The 24542-nt window shown below is 63.6% G+C and carries 20 protein-coding genes; 15 read left to right on the forward strand and 5 right to left on the reverse strand.

All coding sequences use genetic code 11. The features are described from left to right. The first annotated feature begins 21 nt into the window (after nt 1–21). Nucleotides 22–1197 (forward strand): cell division protein FtsZ, encoded by a 1176-nt coding sequence (gene ftsZ / locus MQW23_RS09155; RefSeq protein WP_252107575.1) that lies wholly within the window; start codon nt 22–24, stop codon nt 1195–1197. Nucleotides 1198–1377: 180 nt separating this feature from the next. Next, on the forward strand, nt 1378–2289 hold the full coding sequence (gene lpxC / locus MQW23_RS09160) for a UDP-3-O-acyl-N-acetylglucosamine deacetylase (RefSeq protein ID WP_252107577.1): 912 nt from the start codon (nt 1378–1380) through the stop codon (nt 2287–2289). Nucleotides 2290–2413: 124 nt separating this feature from the next. Here lpxC and MQW23_RS09165 read toward each other — a convergent pair whose 3' ends face one another. Continuing rightward, a complete protein-coding gene (locus MQW23_RS09165; RefSeq protein ID WP_252107579.1) occupies nt 2414–2884 on the reverse strand; it encodes a DUF721 domain-containing protein in 471 nt (156 codons plus the stop codon). A 105-nt stretch (nt 2885–2989) separates the two neighbouring features. Here MQW23_RS09165 and MQW23_RS09170 point away from each other — a divergent pair, with 105 nt between their 5' ends. The 4 genes from MQW23_RS09170 to MQW23_RS09185 all read left to right on the forward strand — a co-directional run bounded on the left by MQW23_RS09170 (nt 2990) and on the right by MQW23_RS09185 (nt 8494). Beyond that, a complete protein-coding gene (locus MQW23_RS09170) occupies nt 2990–3376 on the forward strand; it encodes a hypothetical protein (protein WP_252107580.1) in 387 nt (128 codons plus the stop codon). A gap of 54 nt (nt 3377–3430) precedes the next feature. Then, complete coding sequence (gene secA / locus MQW23_RS09175; protein WP_252107581.1) at nt 3431–6169, forward strand: preprotein translocase subunit SecA; 2739 nt, start codon at nt 3431–3433, stop codon at nt 6167–6169. A 41-nt stretch (nt 6170–6210) separates the two neighbouring features. Beyond that, nucleotides 6211–7428, forward strand: coding sequence for a bifunctional glutamate N-acetyltransferase/amino-acid acetyltransferase ArgJ (gene argJ, locus MQW23_RS09180; RefSeq protein WP_252107582.1), 1218 nt, complete (start codon nt 6211–6213; stop codon nt 7426–7428). 118 nt (nt 7429–7546) lie between these two features. After that, nucleotides 7547–8494 (forward strand): Nudix family hydrolase, encoded by a 948-nt coding sequence (locus tag MQW23_RS09185; protein WP_252107685.1) that lies wholly within the window; start codon nt 7547–7549, stop codon nt 8492–8494. Between the two features lie 90 nt (nt 8495–8584). On the opposite strand, the gene MQW23_RS09190 is transcribed toward MQW23_RS09185, so the two are convergent. Beyond that, complete coding sequence (locus MQW23_RS09190; protein WP_252107589.1) at nt 8585–9487, reverse strand: carbon-nitrogen hydrolase; 903 nt, start codon at nt 9485–9487, stop codon at nt 8585–8587. Then, nucleotides 9484–10554 (reverse strand): agmatine deiminase family protein, encoded by a 1071-nt coding sequence (locus MQW23_RS09195; protein ID WP_252107591.1) that lies wholly within the window; start codon nt 10552–10554, stop codon nt 9484–9486. The genes MQW23_RS09190 and MQW23_RS09195 overlap by 4 nt, the downstream gene beginning before the upstream one ends. Before the next feature lie 201 nt (nt 10555–10755). Between MQW23_RS09195 and MQW23_RS09200 the strand changes: the two genes are divergently transcribed. Continuing rightward, nucleotides 10756–11997 carry a lipoprotein-releasing ABC transporter permease subunit gene (locus MQW23_RS09200; protein ID WP_252107593.1) on the forward strand — a complete coding sequence of 414 codons (1242 nt, stop codon included), beginning with the start codon at nt 10756–10758 and terminating at the stop codon, nt 11995–11997. A 10-nt stretch (nt 11998–12007) separates the two neighbouring features. Further along, entirely contained in the window at nt 12008–12727 is a 720-nt protein-coding gene (locus MQW23_RS09205) for an ABC transporter ATP-binding protein (protein WP_252107594.1), read from the forward strand. 2 nt (nt 12728–12729) lie between these two features. Here the strand turns inward: MQW23_RS09205 and MQW23_RS09210 are convergent, their stop codons facing one another. Further along, complete coding sequence (locus tag MQW23_RS09210; protein WP_252107595.1) at nt 12730–13281, reverse strand: DUF2062 domain-containing protein; 552 nt, start codon at nt 13279–13281, stop codon at nt 12730–12732. A gap of 91 nt (nt 13282–13372) precedes the next feature. Between MQW23_RS09210 and MQW23_RS09215 the strand changes: the two genes are divergently transcribed. From MQW23_RS09215 to murB, 7 genes are read left to right on the forward strand one after another with little or no spacing between them, the layout of a single operon-like run. Next, nucleotides 13373–15640, forward strand: coding sequence for a DNA internalization-related competence protein ComEC/Rec2 (locus MQW23_RS09215; RefSeq protein ID WP_252107596.1), 2268 nt, complete (start codon nt 13373–13375; stop codon nt 15638–15640). A gap of 55 nt (nt 15641–15695) precedes the next feature. After that, nucleotides 15696–17432, forward strand: a complete 1737-nt coding sequence (gene msbA, locus MQW23_RS09220) for a lipid A export permease/ATP-binding protein MsbA (protein WP_252107597.1) — start codon at nt 15696–15698, stop codon at nt 17430–17432. Continuing rightward, the gene (lpxK, locus tag MQW23_RS09225) at nt 17429–18484 is read left to right on the forward strand and encodes a tetraacyldisaccharide 4'-kinase (protein ID WP_252107598.1); all 1056 of its coding nucleotides are present in this window, start codon (nt 17429–17431) and stop codon (nt 18482–18484) included. The genes msbA and lpxK overlap by 4 nt, the downstream gene beginning before the upstream one ends. Beyond that, entirely contained in the window at nt 18477–18686 is a 210-nt protein-coding gene (locus MQW23_RS09230) for a Trm112 family protein (protein WP_252107600.1), read from the forward strand. The genes lpxK and MQW23_RS09230 overlap by 8 nt, the downstream gene beginning before the upstream one ends. Continuing rightward, nucleotides 18687–19466 (forward strand): 3-deoxy-manno-octulosonate cytidylyltransferase, encoded by a 780-nt coding sequence (kdsB, locus tag MQW23_RS09235; RefSeq protein WP_252107602.1) that lies wholly within the window; start codon nt 18687–18689, stop codon nt 19464–19466. After that, nucleotides 19463–19927 (forward strand): low molecular weight protein-tyrosine-phosphatase, encoded by a 465-nt coding sequence (locus MQW23_RS09240; protein WP_252107604.1) that lies wholly within the window; start codon nt 19463–19465, stop codon nt 19925–19927. The genes kdsB and MQW23_RS09240 overlap by 4 nt, the downstream gene beginning before the upstream one ends. Beyond that, the gene (gene murB, locus MQW23_RS09245) at nt 19927–20934 is read left to right on the forward strand and encodes a UDP-N-acetylmuramate dehydrogenase (RefSeq protein WP_252107606.1); all 1008 of its coding nucleotides are present in this window, start codon (nt 19927–19929) and stop codon (nt 20932–20934) included. The genes MQW23_RS09240 and murB overlap by 1 nt, the downstream gene beginning before the upstream one ends. 112 nt (nt 20935–21046) lie before the next feature. On the opposite strand, the gene rne is transcribed toward murB, so the two are convergent. Then, nucleotides 21047–24457, reverse strand: a complete 3411-nt coding sequence (gene rne / locus MQW23_RS09250; RefSeq protein WP_252107612.1) for a ribonuclease E — start codon at nt 24455–24457, stop codon at nt 21047–21049. Between the last annotated feature and the right edge of the window lie 85 nt (nt 24458–24542).

A 24542-nucleotide genomic window follows, 5' to 3' on the forward strand; every position in this document is an offset into this window, starting at 1 on the left:
GCGGTTCAGGAGACGGGGCTTATGTTCGAATTGGTAGATAACGCACCCTCGAGCAGTGCGGTCATCAAAGTAGTGGGTGTGGGCGGCGGTGGCGGTAACGCCGTCAACCACATGGTGGAAAGCAACATCGAAGGCGTCGAGTTCATCTGCGCCAATACCGATGCCCAGGCGCTCAAGCGCGTTTCCGCCAAAACGGTTTTGCAGCTGGGCGGCGAAATCACCAAGGGTCTTGGGGCCGGGGCGAACCCGGAAGTCGGGCGCCAGGCCGCGATGGAAGATCGCGAGCGTATAGCCGAGCTTCTCGACGGTGCAGACATGGTGTTCATCACCGCCGGCATGGGTGGCGGTACCGGTACCGGCGGCGCGCCGGTGGTGGCGCAGGTTGCCAAGGAGTTGGGGATTCTAACGGTGGCGGTGGTCACGCGTCCGTTCCCTTTCGAGGGGCCCAAGCGTATGCGCGCTGCTGAAGAGGGCATGAAAGAGCTCTCCGAACACGTCGACTCGCTGATCACCATTCCCAACGAGAAGCTGCTGTCGGTGTTGGGTAAGAACGCCACGCTCTTGACCGCCTTCAGCGCGGCCAACGACGTGCTGCTTGGCGCCGTTCAAGGCATTGCCGAGCTGATCACCAGCCCCGGTATCATCAACGTCGACTTCGCCGACGTGCGCACGGTCATGTCCGAGATGGGCATGGCGATGATGGGTACTGGCGGGGCTACCGGCGAGAACCGCGCTCGCGAAGCCGCCGAAAAGGCGATTCGAAGCCCCCTGCTCGAGGATATCGACCTGCACGGTGCTCGCGGTATTCTGGTCAACATCACCGCTGGCCCGGATCTGTCGATCGGCGAGTTCAACGATGTCGGCGCAACGGTTCAGGAGTTCGCCTCTCAGGAAGCGACCATCGTGGTGGGCACCTCCATTGATATGGAAATGTCCGACGAGCTGCGCGTGACCGTAGTCGCCGCGGGCCTCGACGGCACCAAGCCCAAGCAGGCTGCCCGCGAGCCGGCTCGCCGCGCTGCTTCCGAGCCTGCCGATTACCGCAAAATGCAGCAGCCGACCGTCACGCGTCAGCAGTCCGCGGCCCGCGCCGAAGCTCAGGAGTCTGCGCCTAAACCGCGTGCCGAGAAGCGCCGGTCCGCCGAGTCCGACGACTATCTGGACATCCCCGCGTTTTTGCGCCGTCAGGCGGACTGATTCAAACGGCAGTCGGCTTTACATGACAGTGCTTTAAACGGCTGGCGAGCGTTTTAACCGAGAAAACTTGGTTAAAACGCTCGTTTGCTGTTAAAGTAAACACTGTTCGATAACTTCCCTTTTCTACGGTCGGCGTCGGTTCCTTGCCGAAGGCCCCGTTATAAGAGTTCTACCACGCCCATGATCAGACAACGTACATTACAAAACGTGATTCGCGCTACCGGAGTGGGTCTGCACTCGGGTAAAAAAGTCCACTTGGCGCTGCGCCCGGCACCTGCGAACACCGGCATCGTATTCGTTCGAACCGATCTGGACCCCGTGGTACACGTTCCTGCCCGCGCCGAGTTAGTCGAAGACACACGCCTTTGCACTGCGCTTTCGCAAAACGGCGTCAAGGTCGCGACCGTCGAGCATTTGATGTCGGCGTTTGCCGGGCTCGGTATCGATAACGCCTACATCGACGTGAGCGCCGCCGAAATTCCAATCATGGATGGCAGCGCCAGTCCTTTCGTATTTTTGATCCAGTCCGCGGGCATTCTCGAGCAGGACGCCGCCAAGAAGTTCATCCGCATCAAGGAGCGGATCGCGGTTCGTGACGGCGACAAGGAAGCGGTTTTCTTGCCCCATCAGGGCTTCAAGGTATCGTTCTCCATCGATTTCGATCACCCGGTGTTCGAACAGCAGCACCAAAACGCGCTGATCGACTTCTCTACGACCTCCTTCGTCAAGGAGGTATCGCGGGCGCGTACCTTCGGCTTCATGCGCGATCTGGAGTTTTTACGCTCCAATAACCTCGCACTCGGCGGAAGCCTTGATAACGCCATCGTCGTCGACGACTACCGCATCGTGAACGAGGGCGGTTTGCGCTACGAGGACGAGTTCGTCAAGCACAAGGTTCTGGATGCGATCGGCGATCTCTACCAGCTGGGTTTCAGCCTGATCGGCGAGTTCCGCGGGGTTAAATCCGGTCACGCGCTGAACAATCAGCTCTGTCGCGAGCTGCTCGCCCGCCCCGAAGCCTATGAAGTCGTAACGTTCGAAGACGAGAAGGACGTGGCGCCGATTTCTTACGCCGCCCCGGCCATGGCCTGATTCATCAGGCCAAACGCTGAGCCCTGAAGCAGAAGGGAGGGCTAGCGTTTTAAAGCAGGGAGCACGGTTGAAAACGCCGCCCGCTCCCCCATTTATAAAGCACCGCTTGCGGTGCTTTATGCGTTCAGGAGGACGTGTTTTTGTTCGCGGCGTGAGAGGCCAAGCGCTCAAGCGCCCCTTTAAGGCGGCTGTCCTGGGTATCCTCGGCGCACTGAGTAAGCGTTTCGCTCGCTTTTTGTGAAAGCGCTCGGGTATTGCGCGGCGGTGCAACGACCGGGCGAACCGGGCGCACCTTGAAATGAAAGCCGGTAACGGCTTCGAACCCGGGAAGCTGGTGCAGCAGTTGCAATAGCCTCGTTTGCTCGAATCTAAGCCAGGAAAGCCAGCTCGCCTGGCCGCTGATCAAGGTCAGACGGGCATTGCTAAAGCCGCCGACAAAGATGTGTTCACGCATCTCTTCGGGCAGGTGCCCGCGCAGGTGGCGCTGGGCCTGATCGATTAGCCGCGACTGGCGCATCAGGTTACTGATGTCGGAAGAGCTTTTAAGCACCTGGCCGATGGGCTGTGCGCGGGAACGCTTAACCTTTATACTCATACGCTTAATTCCAGAAAACCGGATTCGTGCGCTTTCAGGCCGCCAGTTGCGAGCGGCCGGGGCGTCATCGAAAGAGCCTAACACGCCAGGGAGTCGACACCCAGCATGTCATCCACGTCCGCGCCAAGCCCTCAGATAGTCCTGCGGCGCGCTCGCCGCAGCGGGCTTGCGCGCTGGTGGCTGGCAGGGCTTTTGGTCAGTTGCCTGCTGCCGGTGTCGCTGTCGCCGCTATCCGCCGTCAAAGCCAGCGAGCGGGCGGCGACGATCTGTCTTTGGGTGCCGGCCATCCTGCGTGTTCAGTCGCAGCGTTTGGCCCGTCGGCGTCGGGTTCGCTCCCTGCTGCGTCGTGTCAAAAAAATCACCGCGTGCCTGAAAAAGCGCCCTTCGATCGCCCCACGCCTTGCCTTGACCCGGGTCGCCGCCCGCGACGTGCTAACCCAGCGCGGACCGCCCACCGTCCAGCCCCACTTTCGTTTTTACCATCTTGCTTGAAACAGCTTTTTTAAGGGTGCTCCGCTGGTGCGCTTGAAATGATTTGGAAACTTCATGATTAACACATTATTGCGCAAGGCCATTGGCTCCAAGAACGACCGCGACGTTAAACGCATGACGAAAAGCGTGCAGGACGTCAACAAGCTCGAAACCGAAATCGAGGCGCTGGACGACGCCGCGCTACAGGCACAAACCGGTGAACTACGTACGCGCCTGGAGTCCGGCGAGTCGCTGGAAAAGCTGCTGCCCCACGCCTTTGCGGTAGTGCGAGAGGCGAGCAAGCGCGTCATGGGTATGCGTCACTTCGATGTTCAGATGGTCGGCGGTATGACGCTTCACCGCGGGCGCATCGCGGAAATGAAAACCGGCGAGGGTAAAACGCTGGTGGCGACTCTGGCGGTCTATCTCAACGCGCTACCCGCCAAGGGCGTGCACGTGGTCACGGTCAACGACTACCTGGCGCGGCGTGACGCCGAGTGGATGCGTCCGCTCTACGAATTTCTCGGGCTGACGGTGGGCGTTATCTTCTCGGGCCAAACCGGTGAAGAGAAACGTCACGCTTACAAGTGCGACATCACCTACGGCACCAACAACGAGTTCGGCTTCGACTACCTGCGCGACAACATGGCGTTCTCGCTCGAGGAGAAGGTGCAGCGCGACCTGCACTTCGCCATCGTCGATGAGGTCGACTCGATTTTGATCGATGAGGCGCGCACACCGCTGATCATTTCCGGCGCGGTGGACGAGAACACCGAACTCTACAACGTGGTCAACGGCCTAGCGCAGCACCTGGAGCGCGGCGAAGTGAGCGAGGACGATGAAACGCCGGTCAGCGGCGATTTCGTGCTCGACGAAAAGCAGAAGCAGGTCGAGCTTACCGAGCAGGGCCACAACAAGGTCGAGGAGATGATGCGCTCCCAAGGCCTTCTAGGCGAGCACGACTCGCTCTACGCCGCCCAGAACCTGAACCTTCTACAGCACATGCACTCGGCGCTGCGTGCGCGCAATCTCTACCAGCGCGACGTGGACTACATCGTCGTCGAAGGCCAGGTGGTGATCGTCGACGAGCACACCGGGCGCAGCATGCCGGGCCGTCGCTGGTCCGAAGGCCTGCACCAGGCAGTGGAAGCCAAAGAAGGCGTAACCGTGCAGCGCGAGAGCCAGACGCTCGCCTCCACGACCTTCCAGAACTACTTCCGCCTTTACGAAAAGCTGGCCGGCATGACCGGTACTGCCGACACCGAAGCTTTTGAGTTCCGCCAGATCTACGGCCTCGACGTGGTGGTCATTCCGACCAACCGGCCGCTGGCGCGTAAGGACTTGAACGATTTGGTCTATCTCAGCGGCGAAGAGAAGTTCGAAGCGATCATCAAGGACGTTCAGGCGGTGACCGAGGCCGGCCGCCCGGTGCTGGTGGGTACCGCCTCGATCGAGACCTCCGAGTACCTCGCCCAGCTGATGCGCAACGCCGGCATGCAGTTCAACGTACTCAATGCCAAGCAGCACCAGAGCGAGGCCGAAATCATCGCCCAGGCCGGTCGCCCCGGGGCGGTCACCATCGCCACCAACATGGCCGGACGCGGTACCGACATCATGCTCGGCGGCAACTGGGAAGCGGACGTTGCCAAGCTCGACAATCCGGACGAGGCGCAGATCGCCGCGCTCAAGGCCGACTGGCAGCAGCGCCACGACGCCGTACTTGAAGCGGGCGGGCTGCACGTGATTGGCTCCGAGCGCCACGAGTCGCGGCGCATCGACAACCAGCTTCGCGGCCGCGCCGGTCGCCAGGGCGACCCGGGTTCGACGCGCTTCTTCCTGTCGCTGGAAGACAGCCTGATGCGCTTGTTCGGCTCCGATCGGGTCAAGCGTCTGATGCAGGCGCTGGGCCTGGAGCGCGGCGAGGCGATCGAGCACAAGATGGTCTCCAACGCCGTCGAGCGGGCGCAGAAGAAGGTCGAAGGACGCAACTTCGACATCCGTAAGCAGCTTCTGGAGTACGACGACGTCGCCAACGACCAGCGCCGGGTGATCTACGAGCAGCGTAACGACGTACTGGCCGCCGATGAGGTCTCCGAAGCGGTGATCGGTATTCGCGAAGAGGTGATGGAGAGCACCATTAGCGACTACGTGCCGCCCCAGAGCCTGGCCGAGCAATGGGATCTTCCCGGGCTCGAAGCGCATCTGAAAACCGAGTTCAACCTCGACGCGCCGGTCACCCAGTGGGCCGCCGAGGACGACCGCTTCAGCGAAGAGAAGCTTCGCGAGCGCCTGCAGGCCATGCACCGCGAGGCCTACGACGCCAAGATCGCCGCCGCCGGCAAGGCGCTGATCCAGCGCTTCGAGAAGCAGGTCATGCTCCAGGTACTCGATACCCGCTGGAAAGAACACCTTCAATCAATGGATCACCTGCGCCGGGGCATTCACCTGCGCGGCTACGCGCAGAAAAACCCCAAGCAGGAGTACAAGCGCGAAGCCTTCGAGCTCTTCCAGCATCTTCTGATCAACATCAAGGAAGACGTGACGCGCATCCTGAGCCATGTACAGGTACGCCAGCCCGAAGAGGTCGATGCGCTCGAGCAGAAGCGCCGCGAAGACGCCGCGCGCGAAAAAGCCGCTGCCTCCGAGGCCCAGCGTGGCCCGGATGCCGAGAGCGGAGAAGCCCCGTCATCAAGCGTAGGCGGCAATGGCGAGGCCGCCCCGCAGCGCCGCGAAGCGCCGAAGGTCGGACGTAACGACCCGTGCATCTGCGGCTCTGGCAAGAAGTACAAGCAGTGCTGCGGCAAGCTTCAATAACGCGCGCCCTAGCGCACCGATAGACGTTACAGGAGAAGAGCATGGCGGTGGGTCACTGTCCGTTTCCAACGATGTCACCCCTTGACGGGGTGCGCCTGGGCTCCGCCATGGCGGGCATCAAAAAGCCTCAGCGCCGCGATCTGGTGGTTATCGAGCTTCCAGACACTGCCGTCACGGCGGCTGTATTTACCCAAAACGCGTTTTGCGCCGCGCCGGTCATCACCGCCAAATCGCATTTGGTGGCAACGACGTCCTCGCGCTACTGGGTCATCAATACCGGCAACGCCAACGCCGGTACCGGCGAGCAGGGGCTGACAGATGCCAAACGCACCTGTCAGGCAGCGGCCGAGCAGGCTGGCGTTGCCAGCGAGCAGGTGCTGCCGTTCTCCACCGGTGTGATCGGCGAGCCGCTGCCCATGGAGCGGCTGCTGGCGGGGCTTCCTGACGCGTTCAAAGCGTTATCCAGCGATAGCGAGGCTTGGGAGCTTGCCGGTGAAGGGATACTGACCACCGATACCCGCGCCAAGGGCGCCACGGTCACCGCCGAGATCGACGGTGAGCGCTTTAGTATCAACGGCATCACCAAGGGCTCGGGCATGATCAAGCCCAACATGGCCACGATGCTTGGGTTCGTGGTGACCGACGTCAGCATCGAGCAGTCGCTTATACAGCGTCTTCTGCGCGAAACCGTGGATCGCTCTTTCAATGCGATCACGGTGGATAGCGATACCTCGACCAACGACGCCTGCATGCTCGCCGCGACCAACATCGGCCCACGTGTGGAAACCGATGAGCAGATCGCGGTGTTTCGCCAAGCGCTACAGGCCGTGATGACCGAGCTTGCTCAGATGATCATTCGCGACGGCGAAGGGGCGACCAAGTTCATCACTTTGAACGTCGAAGGCGCTGCGAGCCGCCAGGAAGCGCTGGACGTCGGCTTTACCGTGGCGCACTCGCCGCTGGTGAAGACCGCGCTCTATGCCAGTGACGCCAATTGGGGGCGGATTTTGGCCGCCGTCGGGCGCGCGCCGGTCGATGAATTCGACGTCAGCCGCGTGGTGATCGATCTGGGCGACGTGCGCCTGGTCGAAAATGGCGGACGGGCGGCGAGCTACAGTGAAGAGGCGGGCAGCCGGGTGATGAAAGGCGAGGAGATCACCATTCGTATCGATCTGGGCCGGGGCGATGCGCACGCGACCGTCTGGACTTCGGATCTATCGCACGACTACGTCTCCATCAACGCCGACTATCGAAGCTAGGCGCGCCGCCTTTTTAAAGTCGATGCTGGACAAGCGTGTTAGAACGCGATTTAGCTCTTTGTAGTCAAGTGCTCGGCTAGCCGGGCGCTCCAATGTGGAAAAGAACGTCATGAATGTAATGGTAAAACGACGGGTTCACGTCGCCGCGGCCGCCATCGTCAGCGCCGATAAAAAGCACGTACTGATCGCACGCCGACCCTCCAACGTCGATCACGGTGGCTTGTGGGAGTTTCCCGGCGGCAAGCTTGCGCCCTACGAAACCGGGCTCGAGGGCTTGAAGCGCGAGCTTCACGAGGAACTCGGTGTCGAGATCCGCCGCGCCCAGCCGCTCATTCGCGTTCACCACGAGTACAGCGACAAGCACATCCTGCTCGACGTTTGGCAGGTGCACGAGTTCGCCGGCGAGCCCTTCGGGCGTGAAGGTCAGGCGGTTCGCTGGGTCGCGATGGAGGATTTGGTCGGCTACCCCTTCCCGGCGGCCAATCTGCCCATTCTGCGCGCGGTAATGCTGCCCAAGGAGTACCTGATCACCGGCGAAGAGCCGGACGATACGCGCTTTGAAAGCCTTCTTCGCCGCGCGCTCGACGAGGACGGCGTTCGCCTCGTTCAGCTGCGTGCCAAGGGCCTTGAGCGCGACGCCTACGTGCAGCGCGCCCAAACGGCGCTGGCGCTGTGCCGCGAGTTCGGCGCAAGGCTTCTGCTCAACGGCGAGCCGGAGCTGCTCGAGCAGGTCGATGCCGACGGTATTCACCTCACCAGCCAGCGCCTGATGGAGCTGGAGCGCCGTCCGATCGGCGAGGGCAAGTGGCTCTCCGCCTCGACCCACGATCAGACCCAGCTCGATAAAGCCGCCACGCTTGGCTGCGACTTCGTGACGCTGTCGCCGCTTCGCACCACGCCGTCGCATCCGGATGTAGCCCCGATGGGCTGGCACGACTTTCAGCAGCTCGTCGAGCGTGCCGGCATGCCGGTCTTCGCGCTTGGCGGCATGACCCGTTTCGATGCCAACCACGCCCGCGCCGTCGGCGCCCAGGGCATCGCCTCGATTCGCGATTTCTGGAAGTAGCCCGCCAGGCGGCTCTGGCAGAACCCAGGCTTGAGCAAAAACGCCGGCGCATTCAGCGCCGGCGTTTTCGTATGGAGTGAGGAGGGCGTTTCAGTCGCGATAGCGCCGCGTCAGATCGCCGTAGCCGTCCACGCGGCGGTCGCGCAGGTAAGGCCAGATGCGCCGGGTGCGCTCGCTTTTTTCCATATCGAGAGTGACCACCAGCTGCTCGGTCTCGGTGCCTGCGTGGGCCAGAAGCTCGCCCTGGGGGCCGCAGACGAAGCTGCCGCCCCAGAAGTCGATGCCCGAGCCGACGCCAGAGTGGTCCGGCTCGAAGCCGACGCGATTGGCCACCAGCACCGGCAAGCCGTTGGCCACGCCGTGGGCGCGCTGAATCAGCGTCCAGGCCTCCTTCTGGCGGGCCTGCTCCTGCTCATCGTCGGTTTTGTCCCAGCCGATCGCGGTGGGGTAGAGCAGAAGCTCCGCACCCGAGAGTGCCATGAGCCGCGCCGCCTCCGGATACCACTGATCCCAGCACACCAGCACGCCGAGCCGACCAACGGAGGTATCGATGGGCGTGAAGCCCTCGCCCCGACGCTCGTCGACGTCGCCTGGGGTGAAGTAGAACTTCTCATAAAAGCCCGGATCGTCGGGAATGTGCATCTTGCGATACTGACCGACGCGCCCGCGCGCGCCATCGAAAACCACCGCCGTGTTGTGGTAGAGCCCCGCGGCGCGCTTTTCGAAAATCGAGCCGACCAGCACGATATCGAGCTCGCGGGCAAGCGCTTCCAGGCGCTGACTCGTCGGCCCGTCCAGCGGCTCGGCCAGGTCAAACAGCGCCGGGTCCTCGTACTGACAGAAGTAGTGGGTGGCGTGAAGCTCCTGGAGCAGCACGAGCTTCGCCCCGCGCCCGGCGGCGGCGCGCACGCCCTCGTCCGAGGCCGCAAGGCTCTTCTCCTTGTCCGGCCAGGCGTTTTGCTGAATGACGGCGACGGTCAGTTCTCGGCTCATGAGGCCTCCTTGAAACGTGCGGCGTTGAGCGTGCCTTGGGGTAGCTGCATGGTCAAACAGTGCAGGCTGCCGTGCTGGCGAATTACGCTTTGGCACTCGATGGGAACGATCTGGCGCTCCGGGAAGGCCTGGGCCAGGGCGTTGAGCGCCTCCAGATCCGCCGGGTCGGCGTAGGTCGGCACGAGCACGGCGCCGTTGATGATGGTGAAGTTGGCGTAAGTCGCGGGCAGGCGATGGCCGTCGTCTTGATCGAACGCCGCCGCCGGCCACGGCAGGGCGACCAAACGGTAGGGTTCGCCGTTTGTCTGGCGAAACCCCTGGAGCTCGGCCTCCATCGCTTTTAGCGCCGCGTAGTGCGGGTCCGTTTCATCGTCGCAGCGCACGTAGGCGATGGTGTCAGTGCTGCAAAAGCGCGCCAGCGTATCGATGTGGCTGTCGGTGTCGTCGCCCTCGAGATAGCCGTTTTCGAGCCATAGAACGCGCTCGACGCCAAAGTCCGCCTTGAGCGCTTGCTCGACCTCTGCCTGGGAAAGCGTTGGATTACGGTTCGGGTTCAAAAGGCACGCTTTGGTGGTCAAGAGCGTGACCTGACCGTCGGTTTCGACACCGCCGCCCTCGAGCACCATTGTGCGCGGCAGTACCGGGCAGGCCCAGACGTTTTGCGCACCGAGCGCTTGGGTCAGGGCGTTGTCGCGGCTGGCGGGAAACTTGCCGCCCCAGCCGGTGAAGGTGTAATCGAGCAGCGCCATGTCGCCGTTTTGCGTCATAACGCCGAGTGGGCCGTGATCCCGCGCCCAGGTATCGTCGGTATCGGCCTCGACCAGCAGCAGCCGCTCGCCGGGGACGCCAAGGGTCGCAAAGCGGGATTCGAGGCGCGCACGTGTGGCGGCATCCGGCACGCTTAGGATAACGCGCTGAAAGCGCGCAGCGGCCAGCACGATGCGCTCCATCGTTGCCTCGATACGCTCTAAAAGCGGCTGCCAGTCACCGTCGGCGCGCGGCCAGGTGAGCTGCAGGCCGTCCTGAGGGTGCCATTCCGGCAGCAAACGGTAGGGAAAAGTTGCCAAGGATGAGTGCTCTCGTTGCCAAGGAAAACGCCGGCGTCGATACCGGCCAAAAGGCGCAATGTAGGGGGTCGCTGGGCAAGTTGCAAGCAAGCCAGGACCTGCCGGGCGGGTGCGAAGGATTGCGCTTACCCGGCGCGTTTACCCATGCAGGGCGGGCAAAAAAACCGTACCATGGGCGCCAGTTAACCAAGGAATGACGCCATGCTTGATCGTTTGCCTTTTCTGGTGGGGCTGCGCTACGTGCGCGCTAAACGCCGGAACCACTTTATATCGTTTATTTCGCTGATTTCCATGCTGGGGCTCACGCTCGGCGTGACCGTGCTGATTCTAGTATTGTCAGTGATGAACGGCTTCGATTACGAACTTCGCACTCGCATTCTGGGCATGGTGCCCCACACCAAGATCGAATACCGCCCGGGGCTCGTGGAATGGGAGGCGTTGGCCGACCGTCTGATCGAGCGCGACCGGGTGATCGGTGTCGCCCCCTACGTCGAGCAGCAGGGCATGTTCTCGGCCAGCGGGCGCAATCAGGGTGCGATGGTGACCGGCATCGACCCGGCCTGGGAAGACCAAGTGTCGATCATCGGCGATCACATGCGCGAAGGCGAGCTAAGTGATCTGGCGCCGGACTCCTGGAACGTGGTGCTCGGCTCGATGCTCGCCAACCGGCTGGGCGTCGGGGTCGGCGACCGTGTCACGCTGTTGGTGCCCGAGGCCTCGATCACCCCCGCGGGTGTTTTCCCACGGCTAAAACGCTTCACCGTCAGCGGTATCTTCAGCGTCGGGGCGGATCTCGACGGAAGCCTTGCCTACGCCAATATCTCGGATATGCAGACGCTGGCGCGGCTGGGCGACGCCATTGGCGGGCTGCGTTTGGAGCTCGACGATCTGTTCGCCGCCGGTAGCGAAACTCAAGCGATCGTCAACGATCTCGGCCCAGGCTACATCGGCCGCGACTGGACCTTCACCCAAGGAAGTCTCTTTCAGGCGATCCAGATGGAGAAGCGCATGATCGGGCTGCTGCTGACCGTGATCGTCGCGGTGGCCGCGTTCAATATCGTCTCCACACTGGTCATGGTGGTCACGGACAAGCGCGCCGACATCGCTATTTTGCGCACCATCGGCGCCACGCCGCGCTCGATCATGGGCATCTTCATCGTGCAGGGTTTGACCATCGGCATCATTGGTATCGCGCTTGGCGTGTTGGCCGGCGTCGTGCTGGCGCTGACGATTTCGGACGTGATCGGCTGGTTCGAATCCGTTACCGGCATTCAGTTTCTCGATTCCGGCGTCTACTTCGTCAGCCACCTGCCCTCGAAACTGATTTTCAGCGACATTCGCAATATCGTACTCGCCGCCTTCGGCCTAACCTTCCTGTCGACGCTCTATCCTGCCTGGCGGGCCGCGCGCGTGCAGCCGGCGGACGTACTGCGCTATGAATAAGGACGCGCCCATGACCACAGCCACTTCCCACGCCCCGGTGATGCTCTCCTGTCAGTCGCTCACCCGCGTCTACAGCGAAGGACCCCAGGACCTCACGGTGCTCGACGGGCTCACCCTCGAGGTGCGCGCCGGCGAGCGCGTGGCCATCGTCGGAAGCTCTGGCTCCGGCAAGACTACGCTTTTGAACCTGCTCGGCGGGCTCGACCGCCCAAGCAAGGGCAGCATCACCATCGCCGACGAGTCGCTGGCCGGGCTCAACGAAACCCAGCTTGGCCACTTTCGCAACCGCTACATCGGCTTCGTCTATCAGTTTCACCACCTGCTGGCGGAGTTCAGCGCGCTGGAGAACGCAGCGCTGCCGCTGATCATTCGCGGTCAGCGCAAAAAGGTCGCTGAAGAGCGCGCCATGCAGATTCTCGAGCGGGTAGGAATGAAGGCGCGGGCGGATCACAAGCCCGGCGAGCTCTCCGGCGGCGAGCGCCAGCGCGTGGCGATCGCACGCGCGTTGGTCACCGACCCGAGCTTGGTGCTGATGGATGAGCCGACCGGCAACCTGGACCAAACCACCGCCGGCACCATCCTGAGCTTGATGGACGAACTCGCCCGCGAAAGCGCCTGCGCTTTCGTGATCGTGACCCACGATGTAGGCCTTGCCGCCCATCAGGATCGCGTCATGCGCCTGAACGGCGGGCGCCTGGAGAACGACACGCCCGGCACTTCATTCGAGTAGCGCTACTTGTCGAACTCGGATTCGATTTTGGCCCGACGCCGCCGACGCTTTTGTCGGCGGCGTTTCCAGTTGTAGGAGACGTGCCAGCGCCACAGCAGGCGAATGGTCACGTTAGCGAGTACGGCGAGCACGACCGCCGTGACGATCGAGCCTAGAAACAGCGGCGGCAAGATGTCGTGCATCTGCTCGGCCAGCCAGCGCGTCGAAATGCGCGACGGCGCCTCGCGCACCGGCGCCCCCATCAAGAACGTTCCCACCCGATAGTTGAAGTAGAAGATCACCGGCATGGTCAGCGGATTGGTGATCCAGACCAGACTTACCGACAGCGCCAGATTGCAGCGCCCGATCCGCGCGCCGAGCGCGGCCAACATCATCTGCAGCGGAATCGGCAGCAGGGCGCAAAAAATACCGACGCTAAAGGCGTTGGCCACGCTTTTACGCGTCAACAGCCAAAGCCCGGGGTCGGCGATCAAGGGCGCCATGAAGCGAAGCGATCGCTGGCGTCTCAGGGTGTCGGGCTTGGGCATGTAGCGCTGCAGGAAACGGCGCGGCATGTCGGTTACTCTTTGAAGTAGTGCGCTCCATTATCCACATCGCGCGCCGCGAAGGCTACGCCGGTCGTCACGCGCCGGCTTGGGGGTGAACATGCGAATAGGGGCGGTCGCACCGGCGGCCATGGCAGCGCTCGGTGCGGCAGTGATCGCCGAGTACAGCGGCGCCGAAGGGCGTCTTCTACCCGCCTTCAGCGCAGCGCTGGTGGTCGCGCTGTTGCTCGTCAATCGCGCCCCTCGAGCGCTGCCCGCACTGCTGGCAGGGGGCTGGGTGCTGCTCGGCGTTCACCTCGAGTGGCAGCGAACGCTGCCGGCGGGGCTCGGCGGTGAGGATCTCAGCGTCATCGCGCGCATTGATGAGGCGCAGCGCGATGAAGGCTTAAGCCGGCTAAACCTTCGCGTGCTCGAGTGCGAAAGCCCGGCGCAGCGTCTGGACTGCGCCGGGCTTGATCGCGTGCGCGTCAGTGCCTATGGCGATACCGCCTTTGAAGCGGGCCAGACTTGGCGGCTTACGCTTCGCCTGCGACCGCCCGGCGGGTTCAAAAACCCACACCGCTTCGATTATGCCCGCTGGCTCTGGCGCGAGGGCATCCACGCCACCGGCTACGTGCGCCCGGACCCGGCGACGCATTTGATCACTCCAAAGCGTTCGACGTTGAGGTCGCTGGCGCTTGCGCACATCGACGCCACGTCCCTGGAGGCGCGCACCAGGCGCTGGCTCGCTGCGCTTAGCTTGGGCTCGAGCCAGCGGCTGACCCAGGACGATTGGACACTTTTGAACGCCACCGGCACCACGCACCTGGTGGTCATCTCCGGCTTGCACGTGGGGCTGGTGGCCTCACTGGTGCTCTGGGTCAGCCGCCTTCTGGCCCGGCTGATGACCCCGCAAAACTGGCGGCTGCGTGCCTGGCCTTGGTTAGCGGCGGGGGGCGCCTGCGTGGGTTACGCCGTACTTGCGGGGTTGGGGCCGCCGGCGATGCGCGCCATGGTGATGACGCTGCTCGGGCTCTGGGTGCTCAGCGGGCGCCACGCGCCGGGAGCCTGGCAGGCCTGGTGGCTGGCGCTTTTACTGGTCGTGCTGGTCGACCCGCTCGCGCCCTGGCGCCCGGGGCTGTGGCTATCGTTTGTGGCCGTGGGCTGGCTGATCGTCATCTGGCAGGGGCGAGCCCGGCCCCAGGGCGTCAGGGGCTGGGTGTGGGCGCTGGTACGAACACAGCTTTTATTGTCGCCACTCATGGCGGCGGCGGTGCTGATCGGCTTTGGCCGCGTTGCCCCGGGAGCGCCGCTGGTGAATCTGATCGCCGTGCCCTGGGTGAGTGCGGTCATGGTGCCGCTGGCGCTGCTGGGCTGGCTGCTGGCGCCGCTGTTCGGCGCCGGCGAGCTCGTTTGGCGCGGCTTCGAAGCCGCCCTTAGAGTTTTTCATGCGCTTTTACGCATCGCGCTCGAGGCGCTGCCGCTATGGGAGCCCGCCATCGAGCTTCGTTTTGCCCTGGCCGCGGCGCTTTTACTGCTGGCGCTCTGTTTTGGACTCGCCTTCGTGCCGCGCTGGCTGCGCGCAACCTCCTGCGCGGTGGCCGCTGCGCTGCTGTTTTTCTACCAGCCCAAATCACTCGCGCCTGGGGTTTTGCGCGTCACTGTGTTCGATGTCGGCCAGGGCCAGCTTATCGAGCTTCAAAGCGCCACCCGGCGGCTTTTGTACGATACCGGCCCGCGCTTTCGAAGCGGCTTCATGCCGATCGAGTCACTCTGGCCGCCTGGACAGCGCTTTGATCGCGTAATCGTTAGCCACGGCGACAGCGATCACGCCGGCGGCGTCAAGGCGCTTTTGAGCGACCACGCAGTGGCGGCCTGGCAGGCACCCTGGGGTGAGGTGGTGGCGGCGCCGTTTACGCCCTGCGCCCGGGGCCAGCGCTGGGCACACGACGAAATCGCGTACCGCGTGCTCTGGCCGCCGGCCGGGGAGAACGCGCTCACGCCCAACGAGCGCTCCTGCGTGCTCGAGGTTAGCGTTGGCGAGCACCGTGTATTGATCACTGGTGACGTTGGGCGCCAAACCGAGCGGCGCCTGATCAATGATCTCGAAGCCACAGTCAGCGTGCTGGTGGCGGGCCACCACGGGAGCCGTTCGAGCTCCGGCGTACAGTTCGTGCGTGAAAGCGCGCCGCGGCACGTGGTATTCAGCGCCGGGCGTGACAACGCCTTTGGCCATCCGGCGGATGAGGTGGTGCGCCGGTTTCGAGGCGTATCGAGCTGCCTTTGGAGCACCGCCGAGGATGGGGCGCTGAGCTTTCATGTCGAGGCGGGTAAGGAAATACGCGTCGAGACGGCGCGTGCGTCGGTGAAAAGGCGCAAGCGGTGTTGATACGTCGCGCCTTAGGGTAGAATTCGGCGCACTGCACATTAGGGCTGGAGCGCGTGTGACCGATTCGAGCTGGGCGTTGTACAAACGCTTGTTGGAGTACGTAAAACCCCATTGGAAAATGTTTGCGTTGGCGATCATCGGTTTCGTGATCTACGCCGCGTCCAGCACGGCGCTGGCCGAGATGATGAAGCGCCTGATCGACGGGATACAGAACCCGGACGCCGCCTTTCGTTTCTTTTTGCCGCTGTTCGTGGTGCTGATGTTCGCCGCCCGCGGGATAGGAACGTTTTTGAGCACCTACTACATGGCCTACGTGGGCCGCTATGTGATTCATACGCTGCGCTGCGACGTGTTCGATCACATGCTGCATCTGCCCGGGCGCTTTTTCGATCAGCACTCGAGCGGCCATCTCGTCTCGCGCGTCACCTACCACGTCGAGCAGGTCGCGAGTGCGGCGACCAACGCGGTCACGGTGATTCTGCGCGAAGGGCTTTTCGTCGTCGGGCTGGTGCTTTACCTGCTCTGGACCAACTGGATGCTGACGCTGCTCTTTTTGGCGGTGACGCCGGTGATCGCCGTGGTCGTGAGCTTCGTCAGCAAGCGCTTTCGCAAAATCTCCAAGCGAATACAGAACTCCGTGGGCGACGTGACCCACGTTGCGTCAGAGGCGCTCACGGGCTATCGGGTGGTGCGCACCCACGGCGCCGAGGCCTTCGAGAAAAAACGCTTCGAGCGCGCCAGCGAAGAGAACCGCCGCCAGAGCATGAAACAGGCGATGACCAAGGCGATCAGCTCGCCGGTGATTTTGATGCTGGTAGCGATTTCGATGGCGCTGCTGGTGTGGCTTGCCATGGCGCCGGCCTTTTTAGCCGACATGACGCCGGGGGAATTCGTGGCCTTCATCACCGCCGCGGCGCTGATGATCAAGCCGGTGCGCCAGCTCACCGAAATCAACGGCGACATTCAAAAGGGGCTGGCCGCCGCCGCCGAGCTGTTTGGCGTGGTGGATCTGTCCACCGAGCCGGATAACGGCACGCTGGTCCCCGAAACGCTCAAGGGTGACGTGCGCTTTGAAAACGTGAGCTTTCGTTACGGTGAGGAGCAGCCCAACGTGCTCCACGGCATCGACCTGCACATTGCGCCGGGTGAAATGGTCGCCATCGTTGGGCGCTCCGGCGGCGGCAAGTCAACGCTGGTCGGGCTGTTGCCACGCTTCTATCGGCCGTCTGAAGGGCGCCTGCTGATCGACGATGCCGATATCGACGACTACGCGCTCGGCGCACTTCGTCAGCACATCGCGATCGTCTCGCAGCAGGTGACGCTGTTCAACACCACCATCGCCGCCAATATCGCCTACGGCGAGAACGAGCCTGATCGGGCGCGAATCGAGGAGGCCGCCAAGGCGGCCTACGCCAGCGAGTTCATCGACCAACTGCCGCAGGGCCTTGATACGGTGGTCGGCGAAAACGGCCTCACGCTTTCCGGCGGCCAGCGCCAGCGCCTGGCCATTGCCCGGGCGATCTACCGAAAGGCGCCCATTCTGGTGTTCGACGAGGCGACGTCGGCGCTCGATTCCGAATCCGAGCGCTATATTCAAAAGGCGCTCGAATACGTCTGTCATGGCCGCACGACCCTAGTGATCGCCCACCGGCTCTCTACCATCGAGCGCGCCGATCGTATCGTCGTGATGGATCAGGGGCGGATCGTCGAGCAGGGCACCCACGAGGCGCTGCTCGAGCGTCAAGGCGCTTACGCCGCGCTTCATCAGATGCAGTTTCAGGAGTACGCGTGAGCCTTGCCGGCCGCTGGCTCGACGGGGTCTACCGGGAGCGTCTCACCCAAGCACCCTGGCTTCTACCGCTGCTGCCTTTGAGCGCGCTTTATGGCGCAGTGGCCAGGCGTCGCGCCCGCGCCTACCGCACGGGCAAAAAAAGCGTCTGGCGCGCGCCGGTGCCGGTCATCGTGGTGGGTAACATCACCCTCGGAGGTACCGGCAAGTCGCCGCTGGTGGCTTGGCTTGCCGCGTTCTTGGCGCGCCATGGCTATACGCCCGGTATCGTTACGCGCGGCTACGGTGGCCGCGCACCGGCGTACCCGCTGATCGTGGATGAGACGACCCCAGTCGAGCACAGCGGCGATGAGCCGCTGATGCTCTTTCGCCAAACCGGCGCGCGCGTGGCGGTGGACCCGAACCGCCCGCGCGGCGCCCGGGCGCTGATCGAGCGCGGCTGCGACATCCTCATCAGCGACGATGGCCTGCAGCATCTGGCGCTGGGCCGCGATATCGAGCTTCTGGTGATCGACGGCGCGCGGGGCCTTGGCAACCGGCGCTGCCTGCCCGCGGGGCCGCTGCGAGAGCCAGCAGGAAGGCTCGAAAGCGTGGATGCGGTGATCGTCAACGGCGCTCTCACTCGGCCGCTGTCCGTCGAGCCGGTCACGATGACGCTCGCCCCGGCGCGCTGGCAGCGGGTAGGCAGCGGCGAGCACGCCGCGCTCACACCGTTACCTTTCGAGCCCCCGGTGCACGCGGTGGCGGGTATCGGCAACCCCGCGCGCTTTTTCAAGACGCTTGACGCTCTCGGCGTCGAGGGCGAGCGCCACGCGTTTGCTGATCATCACGCCTTCGATGCCAAAGCGCTTGCGTTTACCCCGCCCAGGCCGCTCGTGATGACGGCCAAGGACGCGGTAAAGTGTCGTACGCTTGCACCCAACGAGAGCTGGGCGCTGGAGGTCGAGGCCGAACTCCCCGAGTCGTTTGGTGCCTGGCTGATCGACGCGCTGGCAACGCGTGCCCCGAATGAATCACTATCGACAAACACATACGAGGAAGGCGCTCATGGATAAGGAACTCTTGGCAATGCTGGTTTGCCCGCTTTGTAACGGCAAACTCGAATACGATCGCGACGCGCAGGAGCTCATCTGCTACTACGATGGGCTGGCCTACCCGATTCGTGAGGGCATCCCGGTAATGCTGCCGGAAGAGGCGCGCGTACTCAGCGCCGACGAGAAGCTCAACACCTCACCAGGACGCACGGGGCAGGCGTAGATGGCAGGCTCAACGGATTTCATCGTTGTCATCCCGGCGCGCTTTGGCTCCTCGCGCCTGCCCGGTAAACCGCTTCTGGATATCGCCGGTGAGCCGATGGTAGCCCACGTCTGGCGCCGCGCCAATCAAAGCCAGGCCAGGCGCGTGGTCGTGGCCACCGACGACGAGCGCATTTGCGAGGCGCTTTTGCCGCTAGGGGCCGAGGTCGTCATGACCCGCTCGGATCACCCCTCCGGCACCGACCGCTTGGCGGAGGTAGCCGAGCGGCTGGGCCTTGACGACGATACGCTGGTCGTCAACGTTCAGGGCGACGAGCCCTTGATTCCGCCGGCGCTGATCGACCAGGTGGCCGAACGGCTCGCCGACGACCCCGAGGCGTCGATTGCAACATTGGCCGAGCCGATCCTGGAGGTCGAAACGCTATTCAACCCGAACGTGGTCAAGGTCACCCGTAGCCACGCTGGGCGCGCGCTCTACTTCTCGCGGGCGCCCATGCCCTGGGATCGCGAGCAGTTCGCGCAGAAGCCGAGTCTTCTGAGTACCGATGCCTGGCTCAGGCACATCGGTATCTATGCCTATCGGGCGAGCTTTCTAAGCGACTACCAGCACATGGCGCCTTCCCAGCTCGAGCAGCTCGAGCAGCTCGAACAGCTCAGAGCGCTTCAGCACGGTCACATCATTCAGGTGGCGCTGGCCTGCGCGCAAAATCCCACCGGCGTGGATACGTTTGAAGATCTGGCGCGGGTGCGTTTACTCATCGAACAAACGGAGGCCCAATGACGCGAGTGCTGTTCGTCTGTCTGGGCAATATTTGCCGCTCACCGAGCGCCGAAGGCGTGTTTCGCAAGGCCCTCGTTGATGCCGGGCTCGCTTGTGAGGTCGAGGTCGATTCCTGCGGCATCGGCGACTGGCACGTAGGCAAGGCGCCGGACGAGCGCGCTCAAAAAGCGGCGCTGTGCCGCGGGGTGGATATTAGCGAGCTCAAGGCGCGCACGCTTCGCCCCGAGGATTTCGACGCCTTCGACTACGTGCTCGGCATGGACCGCGATAATCTCGACGCCATTCGGGCAATGGCGCCTGACGGCTGCCGCGCGCGTATCGGCCTCTTTCTCGAGTATGCCGAGGTGAGTGAAACCGAGGTGCCAGACCCGTACTTCGGCGGCGAGCAGGGTTTTGAGCACGTGCTGGATTTAATCGAGGCGGCCTCACAAGGCTTGATCGAAGCCCTGAGAAAGCGCTGATGGGTGCAGTGCTTGAAGAGAAGGTGGATCTCACCTTCGCCAATACGTTGAGGCTTCCCTGCACGGCGGATATTGCCGCTCGCCCTAAAACACTGACGGAGCTTCGCCGGGTGCTCGAGGCGTGCCGCTCAAAAAATCTGCCTGTCACATTACTCGGCGGCGGCAGCAACGTGCTGCTGCCAGAGCGCCTTACAGGCGCGGCCATTACGCTGGATTTTGACCAGTGGTGGATCGAGCGAAAAGGGGATGAGGGTATCGCTTACGTGGGTGCCGGCGCTCACTGGCATACGCTGGTGATGACGCTTGCCGAGCGCGGCTGGTGGGGGCTCGAGAACCTAGCGCTCATCCCTGGACGCTGTGGTGCGGCGCCAGTGCAGAACATCGGCGCTTACGGGGTCGAGCTCGGCGACTGCCTCGAAGGCGTGCAGGTCATGACCCTCGATACCAGGCGCGTTTACTGGCTTTCCCAAGAGCAGTGCAAGCTTTCTTACCGCGACAGCGTCTTCAAGCGCGAACTGGCGGGAAAGGTCGCGATTCTGCGCCTGGCGCTGCGGCTCTCCCGAAACGGGGCGCCAAAGCTTGGCTACGGCGATCTGGCTCAGCGCGTCACCAGAGAGGCAACGCCATTGCAAGTTGCCCAGGCCGTATGCCAAACGCGCCAAGAGAAGCTGCCGGACCCGGACGTGCTCGCCAACGCCGGCAGCTTTTTCAAAAATCCGGTGGTAAGCGAGGCCACGGCCCAGGCGTTACTGGGTCGCCATCCGGACATGCCCTGTTTCTCGCAGCCTGACGGGCGCTGTAAGCTCGCGGCGGGCTGGCTGATCGACCGGTGTGAGTTGAAGGGCCAACGCTTCGGCGCCTTTGGCATTCACGAGCGCCAGGCGCTGGTGCTGGTGCACTTTGGCGGCGGCAGCCGCGAAGAGCTTTTCGACGTGGCTAACACCATCGTCGAGACGGTCGAGTCCCGCTTTGGCGTACGCCTTGAGCCGGAGCCGCGAACGCTCTAGGCGTTTGTACGGACGCTTTCTTTTCGCACCTTATTTAATTCACTGTATTTATCTCACTCTTTTACAGGCATAAAAAAAACCCCGCCGAGGCGGGGTTTTTCACGTGCGCGGTTTACTCCTGGCCGGCACTGCCTTGCTTGCGCTTTTCGCGCGGGTCGTTGTGCGCCCGGCGGCGGCGCTTCGGCGCCGGTTTGGCGGAAGCGCTGTCGTCCTGCGGGGCAGGCTCGGCATTTGCCTGGTCAGCGCTCTGCTCATCGGAAGGCTGCGCCACTGCGCGCTCTGTAGGGGCAGTAGGCGCGGCTTCCGGTTCAGCGTCGGTCGCTGCTACCGTGGAAGCGCCATCGGCGTTCGAATCTGCCTGGTCGTCGGCGCTGGCATCCACCTTCGCGGCAGTGTCGGCTTTCGACGCTGACTCGGCGCTTTCGAGCTGCTCCGTCGGGTTCGACGCCTCGCGACTCACGTTGAGTGAGGCTTGCTCGTCGGCGTGGGTCTCGTCCTGAACCTGGGGTGAGGCGAGGGCTTCTTCCTTCGGCGCCTGAACGTCGTTTTCAGCCGGTGTCGGTGCGTCAGCAGGCTCAACGCTCTGCTCGGGCTGCGCCTTTTGGGCATCCTCGGCAATCGCCGTCTCGGGGGGTTTCGGCTCGGTGGCGACGGGCGACTCAGCGGCCGGGGTTTCCTCCGGCTGGGGTGACGCTACGCTTTCCGGCGCAGCGACCTTGTCGCTTGCCAGCGCGTCGTCGGCGCTTGAAGCCGTATCGCCATCGGAGGCGTCGCTGCTCATCGGCGCTTTGCGCTCCTGAGCTGCAGGCTCGCTGTCGACTGGCGCTGGCGCACTTGTCGCATCAACCGTCTCCGGCTCGGCGCTTTCGGCCTGGGGCGCTTTTTGCTCAGCGACAGGCTCTTGCGGCGCCTGCACTTCGCGTTCCTGCGTCAGGGACTCCGCGGCGAGGGCGTCATCGGTGCCCGGCGCCGACGCAGCGGCCGGGGTTTTCTCGGCATCAGGCGCTTGCTCGCTCTTCGCGCCGCTTGCCGGTGCCTGCTCGCGCTGGAGGGGCTCGGCGCTGGCGGGCTCGCTTGCCGTGCTCTTCACGTCGCTGACGCTTTCAGCGGGCGCCGGGGCGTTGGCGGCGTCGCGCTGCAGAGCGAGCTGCTCGGCTTCGGCTTTCGGGTTGATCGCCTGCTTGCGCGAGCGGTTGCGCGGGTTGTTGCGCGTACGCTTGGGCTTGCCGTCGTCTTTCGGAGCGTCCTGCTTCGGCTCGGCCTTGGCGTCGGTTTTCTGCTCGCCTTTTGGCTCGGGCTTCTGCTCGCTTTTGGGCTCCGCCTTGGCGTCGGCTTCTTTGGGTGCGCGGCTCTCGTTCTTGGGCTTGGCGTCGCGCGGCTTGTCGCGGCGGCCGTCACTTCGCTTATTGGACGGGGTCTGGTTCGCCTCGCTCTCGCCGCTGCGCTCGCTTTGGCGCGCGGGCTTGGCGCTATCGCTGGCTTTTGTCTCGCTGGATTGGGCGTTGCCCGCCTGAGCGCTATTGGTCTGGCCGTTGCGACGGCGATTGCGCGTGCGGTTCGGGCCGCCGCGCTTGTCGCTCGACTCGTCGTCGCCCTTGGCGCTTTGGCCATTGCGGACTTCGGTTTGGCTGGACTCGCTGCGCGCCGTAGCGTTATCCGGGCGCTTCTCGCGCGCCGGCTTACCGCGCTCGCCGCCCTGGCTGCGCTCGCCAGTGGCGCTTTTGTCGCTTGTCTGCGACCTGCGTGAGGCGGGCTCGGCGGCGGGCTTTTGCTCGTTGGTGGGGGCGTCGTCGCTACCCAACAGTTTGGCGAAGCCGCGAATCAAACGGCCTAGTACGCCGGATTCAGCGTTGGCCGGTGCCTCGGATTTGGCGGCGGGAGCGGGGGCGCTGTCGGTTTGCAGCGACGCCGGCGCCGGGGCGTTGTGAGCAACGGTCTTGACCGCGGCTTCGGCGCGCTGGGCCGGCGGGGCGAAGCTTGGATCCGGCTCCTTGCCGATCTCGGTCTCCATGGAGAGCTCGTAGCTCGAGAGGGTATGGCTTTCGTCCTCGTCGAGGTGATCCGAGCGCAGGCGCTGCACGTCGTAGTGCGGCGTGTGCATTTCCGGGTTGGGCAGGAGCACTACGCGAACGTCCTGACGCGCTTCGATATCGGCGAGCACGCTGCGCTTTTCGTTGAGGAGGTACGTGGCGACCGGCACCGGCAAAATGGCGCGAATCTGGGCGCTACGCTCCTTCATCGCCTCCTCTTCGATCAGACGCATGATCGACAGCGACAGTGAGCGCACGTCACGAATGCTGCCCTGGCCGTCACAGCGCGGGCACACCCCACCGCTGGTTTCGCCCAGCGACGGCCGCAGGCGCTGGCGCGACATTTCCATTAGGCCAAAGCGGGAAATCCGGCCGATCTGGACGCGCGCGCGGTCGAGCTTGAGCGCGTCGCGCATGCGGTTTTCGACTTCGCGCTGGTTGCGCGCCGGGCCCATATCGATGAAATCGATGACCACCAGGCCACCGATATCGCGCAGGCGCAGTTGGCGGGCGATCTCGTCGGCGGCTTCCGAGTTGGTCTGAAGGGCGGTTTCCTCGATGTCGCTGCCGCGGGTGGCGCGCGCCGAGTTGATGTCGATGGAAACCAGCGCTTCGGTGTGGTCGATGACGATCGAGCCGCCGGAGGGCAGCTTCACTTCGCGCTGATAGGCGGTTTCGATCTGGGATTCGATCTGAAAGCGCGAGAACAGCGGCACTTCGTCGGTGTAGAGCTTGATCTTTTGCTGGTACGAGGGCATTACCTGGCGGATGAAACTCAGCGCCTCGGCGTGAATCTCGGGGCTATCGATCAGCACCTCGCCGATGTCCTGGCGCAGGTAGTCGCGCATGGCGCGAATGATAACGTTGGATTCGCGGTAGACCAAAAACGGCGCCGGGCGCTTGGAGGCTTCGGCGGTAATCGACTCCCACACTTGGGCGAGGTAGTCCAGATCCCACTGAAGCTCTTCGGCGCTGCGCCCGATGCCGGCGGTACGCACGATCAGGCCCATCTTGTCCGGCACGGTCATCTGCGACATCGCGTCCTTGAGCTGGCTGCGATCGTCGCCTTCGATACGCCGCGAGATGCCGCCGGCGCGCGGATTGTTGGGCATCAAAACCAGAAAACGCCCGGCCAGGCTGATGAAGGTGGTCAGCGCCGCACCCTTGTTTCCGCGCTCCTCTTTATCGACCTGAACGATGACTTCCTGACCTTCCTTTAGCACCTCTTTGATGCTGGGGCGGCCGGAAACGTCCTTTAGAAAGTACTCGCGCGAGATCTCCTTGAGCGGCAAAAATCCGTGGCGCTCAGCGCCGAAGTCGACGAACGCCGCTTCCAGGGAGGGCTCGACCCGGGTGATCTTGCCACGGTAGATATTGGCTTTTTTCTGTTCGCGGGCGCCGGATTCGATATCCAGATCGTACAGGCGTTGACCGTCGACGAGCGCAACCCGCAGCTCTTCGGGCTGGGTTGCGTTGATGAGCATTCTTTTCATGGTGTCTCGCAATGCGTATGCACCGATGCGCCGTCAAGGCGTTGGCGTCGACGAATCGCTTTTGCTGCGTGCTTGTGCTCGGCGC

The organism is Halomonas sp. S3-1-1 (assembly GCF_023757625.1).
Lineage (GTDB): Bacteria > Pseudomonadota > Gammaproteobacteria > Pseudomonadales > Halomonadaceae > Vreelandella.

Coding starts and splice junctions, on each gene's coding strand:
- ftsZ (WP_252107575.1), top strand. CDS start 22: ATGTTCGAATTGGTAGATAACGCACCCTCGAGCAGTGCGGTCATCAAA.
- lpxC (WP_252107577.1), top strand. CDS start 1,378: ATGATCAGACAACGTACATTACAAAACGTGATTCGCGCTACCGGAGTG.
- MQW23_RS09165 (WP_252107579.1), bottom strand. CDS start 2,884: ATGAGTATAAAGGTTAAGCGTTCCCGCGCACAGCCCATCGGCCAGGTG.
- MQW23_RS09170 (WP_252107580.1), top strand. CDS start 2,990: ATGTCATCCACGTCCGCGCCAAGCCCTCAGATAGTCCTGCGGCGCGCT.
- secA (WP_252107581.1), top strand. CDS start 3,431: ATGATTAACACATTATTGCGCAAGGCCATTGGCTCCAAGAACGACCGC.
- argJ (WP_252107582.1), top strand. CDS start 6,211: ATGGCGGTGGGTCACTGTCCGTTTCCAACGATGTCACCCCTTGACGGG.
- MQW23_RS09185 (WP_252107685.1), top strand. CDS start 7,547: ATGGTAAAACGACGGGTTCACGTCGCCGCGGCCGCCATCGTCAGCGCC.
- MQW23_RS09190 (WP_252107589.1), bottom strand. CDS start 9,487: ATGAGCCGAGAACTGACCGTCGCCGTCATTCAGCAAAACGCCTGGCCG.
- MQW23_RS09200 (WP_252107593.1), top strand. CDS start 10,756: ATGCTTGATCGTTTGCCTTTTCTGGTGGGGCTGCGCTACGTGCGCGCT.
- MQW23_RS09205 (WP_252107594.1), top strand. CDS start 12,008: ATGACCACAGCCACTTCCCACGCCCCGGTGATGCTCTCCTGTCAGTCG.
- MQW23_RS09210 (WP_252107595.1), bottom strand. CDS start 13,281: ATGCCGCGCCGTTTCCTGCAGCGCTACATGCCCAAGCCCGACACCCTG.
- MQW23_RS09215 (WP_252107596.1), top strand. CDS start 13,373: ATGCGAATAGGGGCGGTCGCACCGGCGGCCATGGCAGCGCTCGGTGCG.
- MQW23_RS09230 (WP_252107600.1), top strand. CDS start 18,477: ATGGATAAGGAACTCTTGGCAATGCTGGTTTGCCCGCTTTGTAACGGC.
- kdsB (WP_252107602.1), top strand. CDS start 18,687: ATGGCAGGCTCAACGGATTTCATCGTTGTCATCCCGGCGCGCTTTGGC.
- MQW23_RS09240 (WP_252107604.1), top strand. CDS start 19,463: ATGACGCGAGTGCTGTTCGTCTGTCTGGGCAATATTTGCCGCTCACCG.
- murB (WP_252107606.1), top strand. CDS start 19,927: ATGGGTGCAGTGCTTGAAGAGAAGGTGGATCTCACCTTCGCCAATACG.
- rne (WP_252107612.1), bottom strand. CDS start 24,457: ATGAAAAGAATGCTCATCAACGCAACCCAGCCCGAAGAGCTGCGGGTT.